Source organism: Photorhabdus akhurstii (assembly GCF_019090985.1).
Lineage (GTDB): Bacteria > Pseudomonadota > Gammaproteobacteria > Enterobacterales > Enterobacteriaceae > Photorhabdus > Photorhabdus akhurstii.
Genome location: NZ_CP020335.1, coordinates 4,950,170 through 4,967,719, shown reverse-complemented (window position 1 = coordinate 4,967,719; position 17,550 = coordinate 4,950,170). Strand labels below are relative to the sequence as shown.

The 17,550-nt window shown below is 39.0% G+C and carries 7 protein-coding genes; all 7 read left to right on the top strand.

What is annotated here, in order from left to right:
• Positions 1-68: 68 nt before the first annotated feature.
• The gene (locus B0X70_RS21440; protein ID WP_217470338.1) at positions 69-1,433 is read left to right on the top strand and encodes an MATE family efflux transporter; all 1,365 of its coding nucleotides are present in this window, start codon (positions 69-71) and stop codon (positions 1,431-1,433) included.
• Between the two features lie 69 nt (positions 1,434-1,502).
• Complete coding sequence (locus tag B0X70_RS21435) at positions 1,503-2,915, top strand: serine hydrolase domain-containing protein (RefSeq protein ID WP_217470337.1); 1,413 nt, start codon at positions 1,503-1,505, stop codon at positions 2,913-2,915.
• A gap of 59 nt (positions 2,916-2,974) precedes the next feature.
• Entirely contained in the window at positions 2,975-7,447 is a 4,473-nt protein-coding gene (locus B0X70_RS21430; protein ID WP_217470336.1) for a non-ribosomal peptide synthetase, read from the top strand.
• 17 nt (positions 7,448-7,464) lie between these two features.
• Complete coding sequence (locus tag B0X70_RS21425; protein WP_217470335.1) at positions 7,465-13,266, top strand: type I polyketide synthase; 5,802 nt, start codon at positions 7,465-7,467, stop codon at positions 13,264-13,266.
• Between the two features lie 54 nt (positions 13,267-13,320).
• Positions 13,321-14,052, top strand: a complete 732-nt coding sequence (locus B0X70_RS21420; protein ID WP_040148896.1) for a thioesterase II family protein — start codon at positions 13,321-13,323, stop codon at positions 14,050-14,052.
• Positions 14,053-14,057: 5 nt separating this feature from the next.
• On the top strand, positions 14,058-14,387 hold the full coding sequence (locus tag B0X70_RS21415) for a darcynin family protein (RefSeq protein WP_040148897.1): 330 nt from the start codon (positions 14,058-14,060) through the stop codon (positions 14,385-14,387).
• 26 nt (positions 14,388-14,413) lie between these two features.
• Positions 14,414-17,548, top strand: a complete 3,135-nt coding sequence (locus tag B0X70_RS21410; RefSeq protein ID WP_217470334.1) for a non-ribosomal peptide synthetase — start codon at positions 14,414-14,416, stop codon at positions 17,546-17,548.
• Positions 17,549-17,550: the final 2 nt, after the last annotated feature.

The window sequence follows — 17,550 nt, the reverse complement described above, 5'->3', positions numbered from 1 at the left end:
GTTGGAAAATCTCACTTGCACGCTATATAGCAATATTTAAATATATTCATTTTGTATTGGAGATATCATTGAAAAATACCGATTTCATGGCAAATGATTCCGTGCCCTTTGCATATTTAAAATTATCAATTCCAGTATTTTTTGGTATGTCAATTCAGGGGCTTTATGGAATAATTGACGCTATCTTTATTACTAAATATATTGGCAAAGATGCTATGGCAGGCTTTTCAATATTTTTCCCTATCCTGCTATTAGTCGGTGCGGTCGGGGTTATGTTGGGAGCGGGTGCTGCCGTTTTAGTAGCGAGATTTCTAGGCGCGAATAAACCTGCTTTGGCGAATCGAGTTGCGACACAAGCTATATTTATGGCGGGAGTATGTGCTATCTGTTTTGGCATATTATTTCTAACATGGGCACGAGAGATTTTATTATTTCTTGGGGCGACGGAAAGCATAATTAATTATGCTTTGGATTATGCCATGCCATTGGCTTTATGCGCGCCTATTATCATGATAGCGACTATTTTGGGTGATCTGTTACGAGCAGAAGGTAAAACCAATGCCATGTTCTCAATAATGCTCTGTGCATCTATTCTTAATGTTGCTTTTGATGCCATCTTTATTGTTATATTCGACATGGGAATGTTTGGCGCCGCGGTTGCCACAATACTGGCAAATACTGTCGCGCTAATATGTGCAGTTGTACTCTTTCATAGTGATCGTACTCGCCTTATTCTCTCACCGACTTATTTCACGATAGAAATAAAAGAGTGCCAGGATATAGTGCTTATCGGATTGCCGACACTGATTGGCAATTTGTCATATGGAATACTTATTTTCACTATCAATTATCTCATCAAAGCGAGTGGAGTTGAAAACTCAGGTGATATGATTAGTGCTTTCGACTTGGTTTTCCGGGTATTAAGCTTTGTCGTCTTACCGTTGATAGCCATGATGTCGGCGTTGCAAACTTTATCAAGTTATAACTTTGGCGCGGAAAAATATCATCGCTGTATAAAGTCATTAAAGGTGGCATTGTTATATGCTGCATTTTATTCAATATCAATGACTTTATTGGTTATTGCGTTGCCGGAACATCTATATGGTTTATTCACTGATGATAAAAGTCTGTTATTAACAGTTTTGAATATTTCCTTTTTTATTTTTTTAGGTTTGTTCTTCCTTGGTGGGTTGCTGGTATTTATCGGCTTTCTACAAAGCGTAAAAAAAGAGAAATATTCGATGTTATTGGTTTTCCTTAAACTTTTCTTGCAAGTTGCTTTAACTTTTTCATTGTCTTTTTTGTTTGGTGTTGAATGCTTTCCTCTGATTCTATTTTCGGTGGACTTACTGGTATTTATTCTGGCTGTTGTGCTTTCTCTCATCGCGCTAGGAAATTTAGTTTCTAAACGAGCATGTTTAGATAGATTGTGAGAGTGGTATTAGTTATTCGAAATATCCGGTGTGAAGTGAAATAGAATATTAAATGTGAATGGGGCTGTTATGAAGTGTTTTATTATGGTTTTCCTTCTGCTATTTTCCGGCGTGAGCTCGGCAGATGAGAATTTGAAAAGTCAAATTTTGCAATATATGGAGTTTGGCAAGATACCTGAATTAGTTATGGTGACGGTCGACAAGAATAAAAAATCAAACATAATATTGTTAACAAATGAGAATAGAAACGGTACGCAAAATCTAAATAAAGAGACTATTTTTGAGCTGGCATCGGTAAGTAAATCTTTTACCGGTTTAATTGCGGCCAAGATGATAGAGGAAGGCAAAATATTGCCCCAAACCAAAGTTTCATCAATATTGCCATCGATAAAAACGATTTACGATGGTAAAAGCGTTGATGTGACATTTTTGCAATTGCTTAACCATACATCGGGCCTGCCTTTTAAAACCATTGATATGCTCTATTCCCAGCCTCAAAAAGGGCTTTCGCAAGTTATCGATGAAATTAAGTTAATTAACTTGCAAACGATGCCGGGGCAGCAACATGCATACGCCACACTCAATTACGATATTGCAGCCAGAATGATGGAGAAAGTTTCTGGGCAATCTTATCAACAACTGCTGAGAACCTATATTTTAGCGCCGCTACAGATGAATGAGACTTCCGTTCTTCCAGACGTGGCGAAAAAGGCAGTCGGCCATCAAATCAGTTTTTTGCAAGCCAGACCATATGATGCGCCATTTGTCTTGGCTAATGTACCCGCCGGATATATACAAACTAATGCGTCTGACATGCTTAACTGGTTGAGATTTTTAGGCAGCAATACGGATTCAACTCTCCTTAATGCCAAAAAACGGGTCTTTTCAGGTAAGTTGGGTGTTGATACCAACGAAAGCGAAAAAACGCTATATACCTTGGGATGGTATAAACAGGGGAACAGGGTATTTCATACCGGAATGAATCCAACCTTCTCTAGTTACGTTGCCGTTGATCTGGATTCTGGCGCTGCGGTTGCTGTGATGGCAAATGTTAATAGCAATATTACTTTTGAACTTGGCAAGCAAGCAATGGAACAGCTTGCTCAAGGCGGTGACTTTACCGGGCTAAGTACCGTTAAAGAGCTTGAGTTATTTGATACTTTTGATAGAACTTTTCTCATTGTTAGTGTATTTGTGATTTTGGCTTGCCTCTTGTTAATTTATTTAAACTTAAAAGGAAAAAATATAAGTTGGCTTGCAAACTTTGGCGTTGTGAAAGCGACAATTTTATCTGCTTTATTCATTATTGCTCTGTTGGTCATGTTGACCTTGCCAAATGTGTTGCTTGGATTATCTTGGGCGACATTTATGATTTGGATGCCTAATAGCTTTTGGGTTTTGTATTGTTCTCTTGTGCTTCTTTTGCTCCTTTGTCTCTCTCTGTTCTCTCAGGTTTTATATCGTCACCGCTCAGTGCATTGAGTTTGATAGAGGTTTGATTTTTTAAAATGTTCAGAATTTAAATTTATACGGATTTAATTATGTCTATTAGTAGCAAATCATATGAAATGACAGGGATTCAAAAAGGCGTTTGGGTAACTGAGTTGAAACACCAAGGGACCAGCATGTTTAATATTGGTGGTACTTGTAGTGTTGAAACGGAATTGGATTTCACAAGGTTAACTAATGCGATACAGAGAGTTATTAAAGAAACACAAAGTCTAAATTTCACTTTAAATGATGAGATTCCACCGAAACTTATTTTAGATAGCCGAGTGGAAAATAATATCGATTTTATTGATTTTCGTAATAGAGAAAATCCACAAAGAGAATTTGAACAATGGCGCGAAGCGTGTATGTCTCGGAAAATGGATTTAGGGACATGTTTATATTATTTTTGTTTGTATAAAGTATCTGATTCAAAATGTGGATTTTTAATCAAAATACATCACTTAGTTTGTGATGGCGTGACGATGCAAAATATTATCGCCAGGGTTTGTGAGTGTTATAATAATCCATTGAATGATGTTGTGTATTGTGAGTTTAGCGATGATCAAAGTTACTTTTTGGCATTAGAAGAAAAATATTCATCTAGTCGTCAATATGATAAAGATAAGTTATTTTGGCGTAATTTCCTGGCTGGCAAGGGAGAAAACAGTAATTTTATTTTGGGCAATAGAACTCTTTCAACCAAAGCCATACGGAAAATTTATGATATTCCTCATCAGGTATCAAAGAGAATAAAGCATGTCTGCGCAACATTAGGATGTACGGAAAACGTATTTTACTATGCTGTTATTGCTCTTTTGCTATCCCGGCTTTCAGGGAATAAACAAGTCTCTTTTGGTATACCACTTCATGGTAGGAAAAAGACCAATCTTGTGCGGAATTCAATGACGGTATCTACTGTTCCGACACAAATAGCAGTGGATGAATACACCGATTTCTCCAGTTTAATTAAATTAGCTTTAGAGAATAATAATCAGATATACCGACACCAAAAATATGATTACACCGAGTTGGTTAAAGAGACGAGAGCCGGGGCATCGGTTAATGATTTATTTGATGTTAGCTACAACTATGCTAACACTAAATATGAGTTGGTTCTCGGTGAATACCCATTGATTGTCGAGGATATATTCCCCGGTGAACAGCAATATTCAATTCAATTCCTTTTTAAAGAGTTATTGAATGAGGGAACGACAAAAATATATTGTGACTATAAAGTAGAGGAATATACGCCGCCGCAGATTGACGCAGTAATTAATTTATTAATTGAGATTCTGGATGAAGTTAGTGTTGATCCACATCGCCAGTTGCTGATGGTTGCGCCATTAAGAGAAGATAATCTTAAGCTGATTGAAACGGGGGCTAACAATGCCGAACCGACCGCTGCAACGGTGATATCGTTATTTGAACAGAGTGTGGAGAGCAATAAAGATCGGCTGGCAATCATTGAAGAAAATAGATCACTGACTTTCCAAGAGCTTCGGATCTTAGTTAGCACAATCAGCGCTAATCTCTTAAATCACGGGGTTTCTGGCGGATCTCGAGTGGCTATTTTGCTTCCTAAAAGCGCAGAGCAAATCGCAACTTTACTGGCTATTATGGCCGTTGGCGCGACATATATTCCGCTTGAAAAGGATTTACCGCAGGAAAGAATAAAATATATTTTGTCCGATAGCGAATGTGCATTAGTTATTACAAACCAGGATTGGGCATCATTACTGCCGGCAGGTGTTGCTTATTGCGATAGTGCGGCTTTATCTGAAACTTTGCCACAAAATGACTTATTGCCATTACCAGTCAGGTGTGAACCTACAAGTGAAGCATATCTAATATATACTTCTGGTTCCACAGGTTTGCCGAAAGGGACAATTATTCGTCAACCAGAGCTTGTAAATTATTGCCGGTGGGCCGCCCAAGTTTATTACCCCGAAAAATCTGATGTCGCGGCATATTATACACCGCTGACTTTTGACTTAACGGTGACTTCACTGTTCCCGGCGCTGATTTCCGGCTCGGCTATTAAGGTATATACAGAAACATCAAACTTTATCCTGAGCGATATTATTCACGATGGCGTGGCGACCGTCGTGAAATGTACACCGTCACATTTACGCGCTATCCAACATGAAATTATCGGCCCTCATTGTGCGATTAAACGTTTTATCGTTGGTGGAGAAAATTTAAAAGTCAGCGTTGCAAATCACACATACCTTCAATTTGGCGGTAAAGCCGATATTTTTAATGAATATGGACCCACAGAAACCGTGGTTGGCTGTATGATTCACCAGTTTGATCCCGCCAAAGATAGCGATGTTTCCGTGCCGATTGGCGAGCCTATCGACAATACGCAGATATATATTGTGGATGGTTATGGACGCCATTGTATTCCTTACATGAAAGGTGAAATGGTTATTGCTGGAAATGGCGTGTCCGCCGGTTATTGGAATCGTTCGGAGTTGACTCAGAACAGATTTATTACTGATCGATTTTATCCAAGACAACGAGCCTATTTATCCGGTGATCTCGCCTATCGCAACGAATATGGGCAAGTCACTTATTTAGGCCGTATCGACAAACAGGTCAAGATCAGGGGACATCGAATTGAGATCGAAGAGATAGAGACAAAGCTACTCGAGTACAAGGACGTTCAGGATGTCGCCATAGTGATCGACGAAGCTAATTCTGATGCCTCAATCTTAAAAGCGTTTGTTGTTTTGTCGGAGGGATCGGCTGTCAGTGGAGAAGAATTAAAACAGTATTTATCGAGTCATTTACTCCACTATATGGTTCCACAATTGATTAAATGTATTCGTGAAGTTCCTTTAACCTTTAACGGTAAAGTTGATAGCGCCAAATTGCTTGAGCTTGAAGATGATAAAATAGGTACTAATGACAATGAGAAAATGAGCGCCTTAGAAATATCGGTGCTCGAAGAGTTTAGACGGGTATTGGGTTGTACAGAGCTATCTATACACAGTGACTTTTATCAATCTGGCGGTGATTCGATAAAAGCTATCCAATTAGTCACATTGCTCCAGAAAAAAGGCATTAGCGTAGTCGCGAAGGAAGTGCTCCAGTTACCGACGCCAAAATTATTGTGTCGCCATATTGACAGTCGGGCGATATTTATGGAGCCAGAAGAAGCCGTCAAGATATCGACTTTCTCGCCCACGCCAATTATGAAATGGTTTAGCGGCCTGTTGTTAGGAAAGAAAGAGATATACCACCAAATGCTCTCCTTATCTTTCCCATCATGTTTAACTCAAACCGAGTTGGATAAGATCTTGGATGCGTTGGTATCATTCCATCCAATCCTGAATAGCTATGTAAAAGATAAACACTTTACTTTACAAGTACGGGAGGAGATGAGGCATGTTAAAACACGCAGAGTGAATGTGACGGGGTTTGAGCAACGGGAATATGTGGCGAGAACGCATCTGGAGGCGTCAAGCTGGCCTGAATCTGAGTTATTTCAGGCAATTATCCTTGATGATGGTAACGAGACCGAATTACTGCTTATTGCCCATCATTTGATTATTGATGGCGTATCCTGGCATATTTTGATAACAGACTTAAATACACTGGTTGAGCAGCATTTAAATCATCAGCCGCTTAAATTACGCCAACAAAATAATAATTACGCCAGATGGATTGATTTTACTGAACATTATGCAAAAACAGTCAGTGTTGATGAGATCGGCTTTTGGCAACAGCAAATCAGTGGCGCTTCTTTATTTACGTATCAAGACTTATATAATCGTAAATTAACGGTGGGTTTGCTAACCAGTGAAATAGCCGGTGTTAACTTTGACAGTTTTACCAAATTATGTGGAATATTGAAACTCAAGCCCAATGAATTATTTTTCTCACTGTTTACCTACTCATTATTTAAAACTTTCAATAAAAATAATTTTACCGTTGAGCTTGAAGGTATCGGAAGAAGTTCACAACAGAGTGAAGTGGATTTAAGCCATAATATCGGCTGGTTCACGTCAATTTATCCACTCATATGCCACTGTGAAGATAATATATCTTCCCATGTAAAAAAGACAAAAATAGCTATGCGTCGGGTTAATGATAATGGTATGGCCTATCAATCCATTCGCCATTGCTCGACAGAAAAACATTTAAGTCGTATTCACAATGTACCGAAGTTCAATTATTTAGGTGATTTTTCCGGATCGGTTCATCAGGGCGCTGTGAACATCAAGTCAATTTACCCTCATGCGATTTCCAGTGTGGATAATATCTATACGGAAGCTTTTGATTTCAATATTTATTGGGAGCAAGGGTGTAAAGTGAGTGTGAGTTACATTGAGCAGTTGATAGATATTCCTAAAATTGAAAATATCATTAATGTCATGGAGAGTAAGCTCAAGGAACTTATCGATTTAAATAATTATGATTTCAAGGACTTTTATATACCCAGTGATTTTCCTACTATTTCATTATCAAGTACTGAACTTGAACACTTAATCTCTGAATTATCTATGCTTTCAATTTAAATTTGGGTTATTAACTTATGACAGATTCATTTGATATTGCCATCGTTGGCATGGCATGCCGATTTCCAGATGCTGAAAACCCAGAGGAGTTTTGGCAAAATTTAATATCAGGAAAAGAAAGCATTAAAAGATTCACGCAAGATGAACTCCTTGCTAATGGTTATAAAGCAGAAGATATCAATAATCCCAACTTTGTAGCAGCTAAAGCGACGCTTGAAGATTATAAATCCTTTGATAATCATCTTTTCGGATATTTAAAAGACGAAGTTGATAAGATGGACCCGCAGTGTCGATTATTACACGAATGCTGTTGGCACGCATTGGAGGACGCTGCTTATATAGGCCAAAATAGTGATGAAAGAATAGGTCTATTTGCCGGGGCGGCTTCAAACATTCCTTGGATATCGAGTTTATTAAAGAGCAAGCTTACTCCCTCTGAAACATTCGATGTGGTGAATTGGAATTTACCTGAGTCCATCATCACAAGAACCGGATATCGTCTGGGGTTGAATGGACCGGTAGTGGCGATCCACACCGCTTGTTCAACGTCGCTGGTTGCTATTCATACGGCGTGTCAGTCAATTTTAAGTGGAGATTGTGACTTAGCTTTGGCTGGCGGGGTTTCTTTAACGTTACCTCAAGAGTCTGGCTACCTGTATCAGCAAGGCATGGTGCGTTCAGCGGATGGTCACTGCCGACCTTTCGACATTAACTCCAATGGGACTGTTGGCGGCAGTGGGGTCGGCATTTTGTTGCTTAAGCCTTTGGATAGAGCCATCGAAGATAATGACTATGTTCATGCGGTGATCAAAGGCTCCGCGATAAACAATGATGGTCAGCGCAAAGTTGGATTTACCGCTCCGAGTGTTCAAGGACAGGCGGAAGTGATAGCCAGCGCTCAAATGTTGGCTGGCGTTGAACCGGAGGAGATTAGCTATATCGAGTGTCATGGCACTGCTACTGAGATAGGTGATCCGATTGAGGTATCAGCGCTATCTAAAGTGTTCGGCGACTCGAATCATCTATGCATGCTTGGTGCGGTGAAAAGTAATATCGGGCATCTGGATGAAGCGGCTGGTGTTGCCGGTGTCATAAAGACGGTGATGTCTTTAAAAAATAAGAAACTCGCACCAACCCTTCACTATAAGGCGCCTAACGACAAACTACATATTGAAGAAACGCCGTTCAAAGTCGTAGATAGACCAATGGAGTGGGCAGTTTCAGGAAATAAGAAACGTATTGCCGGCGTCAGTTCATTTGGTATTGGCGGGACGAATGCCCATATCATTTTAGCGGAAGCGGATGAACCAACCGTTCTGAAAACAGAGGCCGAGACATTACCGAATGTATTCTTGCTCTCCGGTGAAACGCCTGAATCACTCACCAATAATCAACATAATTTAGCTGACTTGCTCCAGACTAAGCAGGACATCAGGTTATCTGACGTTGCGTATGTATTGCAGGAGGGGCGAGTACATCATAAATATCGAAAATCAGTGGTTGCTTCTTCATGCGACGACTTAATTAAAGCCCTGCGAAAACCCAGTTCCCAACCGACAAAAGCGTCTGGGGCAGAGCATCAAATTGTGTTTCTGCTGCCCGGTCAGGGAGCGCAATATACCAATATGGCGCGTGCCTTGTATGATACTCATACGGAATTCCGGGATATTGTTGACCATTGCCTTGCGATAGCGTCTCACCATTTAGGTGAATCTCTGAAAGAAAGGTGGTTTACCGATGGTGTTGCAAATGAATTACAGAAAACGAAGTACGCTCAACCTGCCATTTTTATTGTTGAGTATGCGCTCGCTCGTTGCCTGATGGAACTTGGCGTTCAACCCTCAAGCTTACTCGGTTACAGCTTTGGTGAATTGGTCGCCGCGACAATTGCGGAGGTGTTTTCCTTAGAAGATGCCATTAATTTTGTGATTGCTCGTGGCAAACTCATGCAAGATTTGCCAACGGGGGCGATGTTGAGTATCCCGCTGCCTGTTGCAGAGGTTAACGCCATATGCCCGGCAGGGATCGTTGTGGCGATTGACAATAAAGACTCGTGCGTTGTATCGGGATCGGAAGCAAACATCGAAGAGTTCGCCGCGATACTTAAGAAAAAGCGTATTCTGACTACTCCAATCAAGTCTAGGCATGCGGCGCACTCGCCGGCGATGAAACAAATTAATGGCGCACTCCAGGCTGTGATAGCTCAATTTAATCTCAGTGCGTCAAAGATCCCGCTCATTTCTTCCGTGACGGGACTGCCGTTAACTGCCTCGCAGGCAATGTCAGCGGAATATTGGGCAGCACAGGCTGAACGTACAGTCTGCTTCGTCAAGGGATTTGAGCATCTGATTGAGAAACACAAAGCTTCTATTTTTATTGAAGTGGGTGTTGGCCGCGATCTGATCAATCTCACACGGCGATATCTCTCTCAAGATGATTCTAAGGAGGAGCGTTCTAATGTGCTTATCCAGTTACTGCCAGAAGAGATCAAGGCGCCAGATCTTCCTTATTCATATTGGGGGGCGTTGGGTAAACTGTGGCAACAAGGCGTTCAGATTGACTGGCATAAGGTGCGATTTACCGATAATTGCAGGCGTATCCCATTGCCCGGATATGCTTTCGATAGAAGCGTTTTTTGGCCCAAGGAAGCAAATTTCCTGAATATTTTCTCTAACGCACCAAGCGCAATAGAAGCAGAGAAAAAAGTTGAACGGAAAGGGCGGATGTCTGACTGGTTTTATCAACATGGCTGGAAACAACAGCCGTTGAGCACATCAAATGCGCCATCAAGTGATGAAACAACGCTCTTGCTACGACTCGGACAGCCATTGGCGCCAACATGCTGTATGGAGAGTAGCTTACAACGTTACTACAAGAAATTAATAAAGATTCATGTGGGCAACGAGAAGGTGTTTGATCTGGATGGCGAAAACCAAATTAGACTCGATAACCAAGAAGACTTTAATCAATTCTTTAAGTTGCTCGAACAGAGTCATGTTTCTGTATCGAACATTGTTATTGATTGCATTGACTCAGCGCTGGCTGTCGATGAATTGCTGTCACAGATTCTTCATCTCTTAAAGTCATATCGTGCGCAAACAGCCGACAGTACTCTTAAAAATATCACTTTGCTGGTGAAATATGCCGTCGTGGTATGCAATGAAAAGAGCATTGATCCATCATCAGCGGCGGTTATGGCAATCAGTACCGTGATCCGGCAAGAGTTTCCAGATTTATCTTGTCGTGCGATAGATGTTGGCGATATGGCAACAGATTGCGGGGCGACCAAGTTACTTGCTGAAATTGCCTATGGTGGAAGCGAGACTGTTGCGTATCGCAATAACAGAAGATGGTGTGAGGATTTCGTTCCTTATATGCCTTTAGCCGATCGAAATCACGCCAGCCTGAAAAAGGAAGGGACTTACTTATTGATTGGTGGCGCGGGCTTTATTGGTAAAACGTTTTCAAATTACCTCGCTAAAGAATATCAAGCTAATTTAATTATTACGTCGCGCTCTGGCTCCCATTTGGATAATTCTTGGCAACAAATAGATAAACAGGCTTCTTCGTTGCAGCTGATCCAAGCTGATGCGAAAGAGCTAGATGCCATGTCTGAACTTGTTCAAAACGTCATTAAAGATCATGTCAAGATAGACGGCGTATTCTACCTGGCGGGAATTACAGGAGAGGCGTCACTAAGGTCTATTATTGAAACTGATAAGGCTTATATTCAGGCACACCTTGAAGCTAAACAAAAAGGAATTGAAGTCTTAGAGCAAGCGTTAGCGGAAATTGATTATGATTTCTGTGTTGTTATTTCATCACTTGCGCCAATCTTGGGGGGACTTGGTTTCTATGCTTATGCCGCCGCTAGTGCTTATTTAGATGCGTTTGTCATTCAGCACAACCAATATAACCAGAATAATTGGACATTGATCAATTGGGATGGTTGGGAAGTCGCGGTAAAAAGTGACATTAATGAAAAAATTGGCACCAGTTTGTCGCACTTATTGGTAACGAAAGAAGAAGGTATCTTATTACTGGCTGATGTACTCAATTATCAAGAAAAAGACGCTTTAATTATCTCGACCGCTGACATTAATGCCCGCATTGCGCAATGGTCTAAACCAAGCCAACTTGAAGAGCAAGGGAATGATAATAGCAATAAAGAGTATTCAGGCAGGCCAGATCTTGAATGTGACTTTGTTACCGCTGGTAACGAAATTGAAACTCAGCTAGTCGGAATATGGGAAGCGTTTTTACGTATCAAGCCGTTAGGCATAGAGGATGATTTCTTCGATTTAGGCGGCAACTCTCTTAAAGCGATCACTTTACTATCGCAGATACACAAGAGCTGTAATATTGATGTACCATTGACCTATTTCTTCAAACATCCAACGGTCAAAGAAATTGCCGAATTTGCCGGAAGTCAATCCGAAACATCGGGATATCAGGCGATTCAACCTGTTGCTGAACAGGATTCATATCCATTATCTCCCGGTCAGAGACGTATCTATTTGCAACAAATGTTCGATAAAGGATCTGTTGCTTATAATGAAACTGCGGTTTTTAATATTGTCGGCCACTTGGATATAGCAAAATTCAGTGAAACGCTACAGAAGTTAATCCAACGACATGAATCCCTTAGAACTTCGATAATATTAGTTAATGGTGAACCAAGACAAAAGTGTCACAAAGAACCCACTGTTGAACTCAAGCATATTAAATTCAATACAGCAGGATTAAATCCGCTGCAAGTTAAAGAGCAGATAAAGCGGTTAATAAAACCATTCAACTTACATAAAGATGCGTTAATTAGGCCGATTCTTATTGAATTAAAACAATATGAATATCTATTCTTCTTGGATATTCACCACATTATATCTGACGGTTTATCTCAGGATATTTTTGTGAGAGATTTCTTGGATATCTACCAGGGGGTAGAATTAGCTCCTCTCAATATACAATATAAAGATTACACTATTTGGCAAAGTGAAATAGCAAATAGTTGTAGGGTATTAGCGCAAAAGGATTTTTGGTTAGACAAGCTGAAAAACATACCAGAAATTAAACTCCCATGTGATTTTGACCGGGAACATATCACAGATGATTGTGGGGAGAGACTTTACTTTTATTTAGAAAATGAAACTACAGAACGATTGGTTAATATGTTCAGTAGAGATGGTGCGACCAATTTCATGATCTTCATATCTACCTACTATTTGCTATTAGCTGATTTAACAAAGCAGGCGAAATTCTGTATTGGAACGCCCATATTAGGTAGGCCACAAAGTGAGTTGCAAGATGTCATAGGGATGTTTGTCAACCTTCTGCCAATTCCATTTGATTTTGATGAAACGATGACTTTTAGAGATTTAGTTAACTCTGCTTCTGATGTTGTTATCTCATCATTTGATAATGCTAATATTCAATTTGAAGAAATAGTTAAAGCAATAAATGTAAAACCTAAGAAAAATAGAATGCCGATATTTGATACTGTGTTTTCATATATGAATATTGGCATGGCTGATTTTGAAATGCCTAATTTGAAGCTAAGTCGATATGAAATAGAACAAGAAAGCTCCAGATTTGACCTGGCGTTCTTTGTGAAAGAAATAAATGGTGGATACGAATTTAGCTTTGAATATAAGAGTGCATTATTTACCAGTGAAAAGATTAAATTTTTCATAGAGAGATATATTGATTTGGTCAATGAACTCTTAAATCATTCGGATGTTCCTATTTCTGAATACTTTAAACATGCAGAAGTGAATTTGGATATTCCTAAAGATGAGACTCTTTTAGAATTTAACTTTTAGTGGATTGATATAATGGAGTGAAACCCGCTCCATTTTATTGACGTTTTTAAAAATATGAAAAATTTTATAGATATTAACAATAGTAAAAATGCTGATGTTCGGCTCTATTTGATTCACCATGCTGGTGGTTCGCACATGCTTTATCGACCTTGGTCACATTTATTGCCGGGCTGGATAAAGTGTATCGCTCTTGAGTTACCGGGAAGAGGCATGGGTTTTGGTGAGCCGCTCCCGGAATCGATGGAGCAGGTTATCGAGTTATTTCTGAATCAAATTCAGACGGATAAGCCATTTGCTATTTTCGGCCATAGTATGGGGGGCCTTATCGCGTATGAGTTAACGCTAAGGTTACAGAATTTAGGTCTGTCCCCTGTTTGGTTAGGTATTTCAGCTTTCAAACCTCCGCACTTAAAAAATAAAGAGAATTTATCTCGTGCGTCATTCAATGATGATCAGTTAACCGAATATCTTGAGAAATTGGGCGGTTCGAAGGACTTTTGTGAAGACCGTGTGGTTATGAAAATGATGTTAGATATTGTGCGGAGTGATTTTAGAATAATAGAGTCCTGGCGTATGAGTGATGCGAAAATTAGTGATAAAACGACAGTACATAGTTTTTCCGGCCTATATGACGTTGCAGTCACTCCTCAAATGATCTCTTCCTGGCAAGATTATATAAATGGTAAATTCCTTCATAGTACTTTTGATGGAGATCATTTTTACCTTAATAGTTTTCCAAGTAGCTTGATAAATAAAATAGCAAGCGATCTGAGTTTCAATCGGTGATTTATATGAAATATGTGATTATTTGGACATTGGTTTTTAGTGATAAATGGAATGCTTTAAATCGTTCTCAAAGAGAGCAATTGCAGAATGAATCGCTGCCTGAAATTCTGCTGAAGTACCATGATTTTATTAGTCTTAGAACCGTAGACTCGGAAGGGTTTTCTGCTGATTTTCAAGATATTGTCATTATTGAGACAGAAAGCTTGGAACATTACTACTGTATGCTCCAGGATATGCGAAATACAACCGTAATATCAGATGGGTATTTGAAAATTTCCAATATATTAATGGGCATAGAAAATGCCCATGAAATATATAAGTCACATAAAATATAATGGAATGGACGGATTAGAAAATGCCTGTGAATTATAACATTGTCGCTTTAAGTCCAATGCAAGAAGGGATGCTTTATCATTCCATTGAAGAGGGCAGTAAAGATGTTTATGTGACAAACTTTACCTTAACCATTGCGGGTCTGATTGATGAAAAGAAATTAGAAATTGCGTGGAACAGAGTGGTATCGGAACATCAAGCATTACGAACGGTTTACCGCTGGAAAGGATTAAGCCATCCAGTTCAGATTATTTTTGACAATAAACCGCTTCACATAGATTTCAGAACATTTGAAAATAATAGTTATAGGGCAGATCAAGAAAATATTAATGAGATAGTTTCTCAAAAAACTGAAATTGACTTAGAACGTTGCCCAATCAAAATTAACTTATATAAAGTAAGCGAAGATAATTATATTCTCCATGTTCAATATCATCACATTTGCATGGATGGTTGGAGTCTGGGTCTATTAATAACCCAATTTTGGGATTATTATGATCATCCTCAATTAAAATGTGTTGGCAACATTTTTGATTATCAAGATTATATTGTTCATTTAAATAAAGTGAAGCAATGTAATGAAGCAAGAGAGTTCTGGCAGGGTGCCATATCTCAGGACGCGGCAATGAGTTTACCAAGTAAACAAAACTTGCTCTCAAAAGGCGTCGGTAAAATTGAATGCACATTAGATAAAAATCTAATAAACGCGGTCGAGTTATATTGTAAAAATAATGGATTTACGCTGGCTATTGCAATATACGCAGCTTGGTCAATTGTTTTAGCTAAGTGTAATGATTCTGAATCCATTTGCTTTGGTACCACAGTATCCGGTAGAGATAATTTAATTGCTGGCATTGAAAATAGCATTGGTTTATATATTCAAACACCACCTTTGTTAATTAATAATCTCTCTAGTCAAACGACGCTTTTAAGCATCATGAAGAGTGTACAAACCACGATATTGGAGCGGGATGCTTATAAAGAGTATCCAATATCTGAAATACAAAGCGTTAATAAAATAAAACATAATCTTTTTGATAGTATTGTGGTGATAGAGAATTACCCAATTTCAAGAAGGTTACAACAGATGTCAACCAGTGTGGATATTCTTTCATATACAACGTCTGAAACCACAAATTTCAATCTGAGCTTAGAAGTCAATTTACTTGACTCCGCGATTTTAAAACTCAGTTATAATGCTGAAAAATACGAACAATATTTTATTAATAGCATCCTGAAACAGTTCACCAGAATATTAAAATCGATAGCGTATAATGCAGAAAAAACATTATCTGAACTCTGTTTCTTAGATGAAAAGGAATATAATCAGTTAATTATTGATTTTAATAATAATGATGTTTCATTACCTGGGCCTGCTCACTTAACTTTCGCATGGCAGGCGGCGGTAGAAAAATATCAAGATGATATCGCCATTAGACAACAAGGTATTAGCGTCACTTACGCGGAACTTGATGAGCTATCTAACCAAATTGCAAACAATCTCTATTCAAAAGGCGTTAAGCATCAGGAATTGGTTGCAGTTAAATGCCGTGCTAGCATTCATACGATAGCGCTGTTAATTGCGATAAATAAATTAGGTGCTGCCTATGTTCCAATCGATATATCTACCCCGGAAGAGCGGGTAAACAAGATTTTATCTAATGGGATTAAACATATTATTTATCATGATGATTTGCTCAGTTTATCGAAGGTAAACGAAGGTGGCAATCAAAGGCCAAATTTGGCATACTCTGAAAATGACCTTGTATATACTATATTTACCTCAGGATCTACCGGAGAACCGAAGGGAGTGATGCTAGAACACCACACGGTTATGAACTATGTCTACTGGGCTATTAGCGCTTACCATTCAGATAGTTATCGTTCGGTTTATCCTTTGTTTACCAGTCTTGCGTTTGACTTAACCGTAACTTCTATTTGGTGCCCGCTAATTTCTGGCGGAGAAATAGAAATTATCGATAAAGAGTCATTTGAAGCGTTGCAAGATGTGGCTAAAAACCAAAATCTAAGTCATGTCAAGATCACACCTTCGCAATTAAATCTACTCAATCAAATCTGCGATAATAAAAGTTCATTACAGACGTTTATTCTCGGTGGCGAACAATTAGAAAGTAAATTGTGTAAAGAAATCACGGATAAACTGAAACCTGGCGTAACTATTTGTAACGAATATGGCCCGACAGAAGCCACGGTTGGTTGTATGATCTATCGATATCAACAAGATCAACAAGAAAACCCAGTTGTTCCCATAGGTAGACCGATAAATAACGCGAAAATATATATCTTAGATAAAAATTTACACCCGCAACCAATAGGTGTTCCCGGTGAGATCTATATCGGGGGAAGAGTCCTTGCCAGAGGATATTTGAATCGGCCAGATTTAACTGCTGAAAAATTTATTGATAGTCCTTTTGATCATAAATCAAAACTATATAAAACCGGTGACTTAGCTTTCTTTAACGGTGAGGGTGACATTGAATATATCGGTAGAGTAGACAATCAAATAAAATTGAGAGGCTATAGAATTGAGCTAGATGAAATAGCGACAAAAATAAAGTCATATGACGCATGCCATAATGCCGTTGTGGTTATTAAGAAGATTCATGGAGAAGATCAACTAGTTGCTTATTACGTTTCTAGTCAAAATATTGAAGAGAATAGCCTAAGACGTTATTTATCTGAATCTCTTCCTAATTACATGGTGCCTGGCATATTTAAAGCGGTGGATGAAATTAAATTAACTACAAATGGGAAAGTCGATTTAGCAAGCCTGCCTGATCTTGATTTAACGAGCCAAAATATTGCTGATTTAGAGGGTTCAAGCTATAAAGATAAAGTGCTTGAGGTATTCTCCTCAATTTTAGAGGTAGATCAAATAGACCTTAAAACCAGTTTCTTTGATTTGGGGGCTAACTCAATAAAACTGCTTAGAATTACAAATGTTTTGAATGAGTTCCTGCCTTTCCCGTTAAAAGTTGTCGATTTCTTCACATACACGAATATGGCGACTCTTATTTCCTATATTGAGTCCGGTGAAAAACAGGAAATAAACCTGGTCAATAAAGAAGAGGCTATGTCGAGACGAGACCGACTAGCGGAACGTCGTGGAAAAATGAAGAAAAGAGTCAGTTTTACTCATTAATA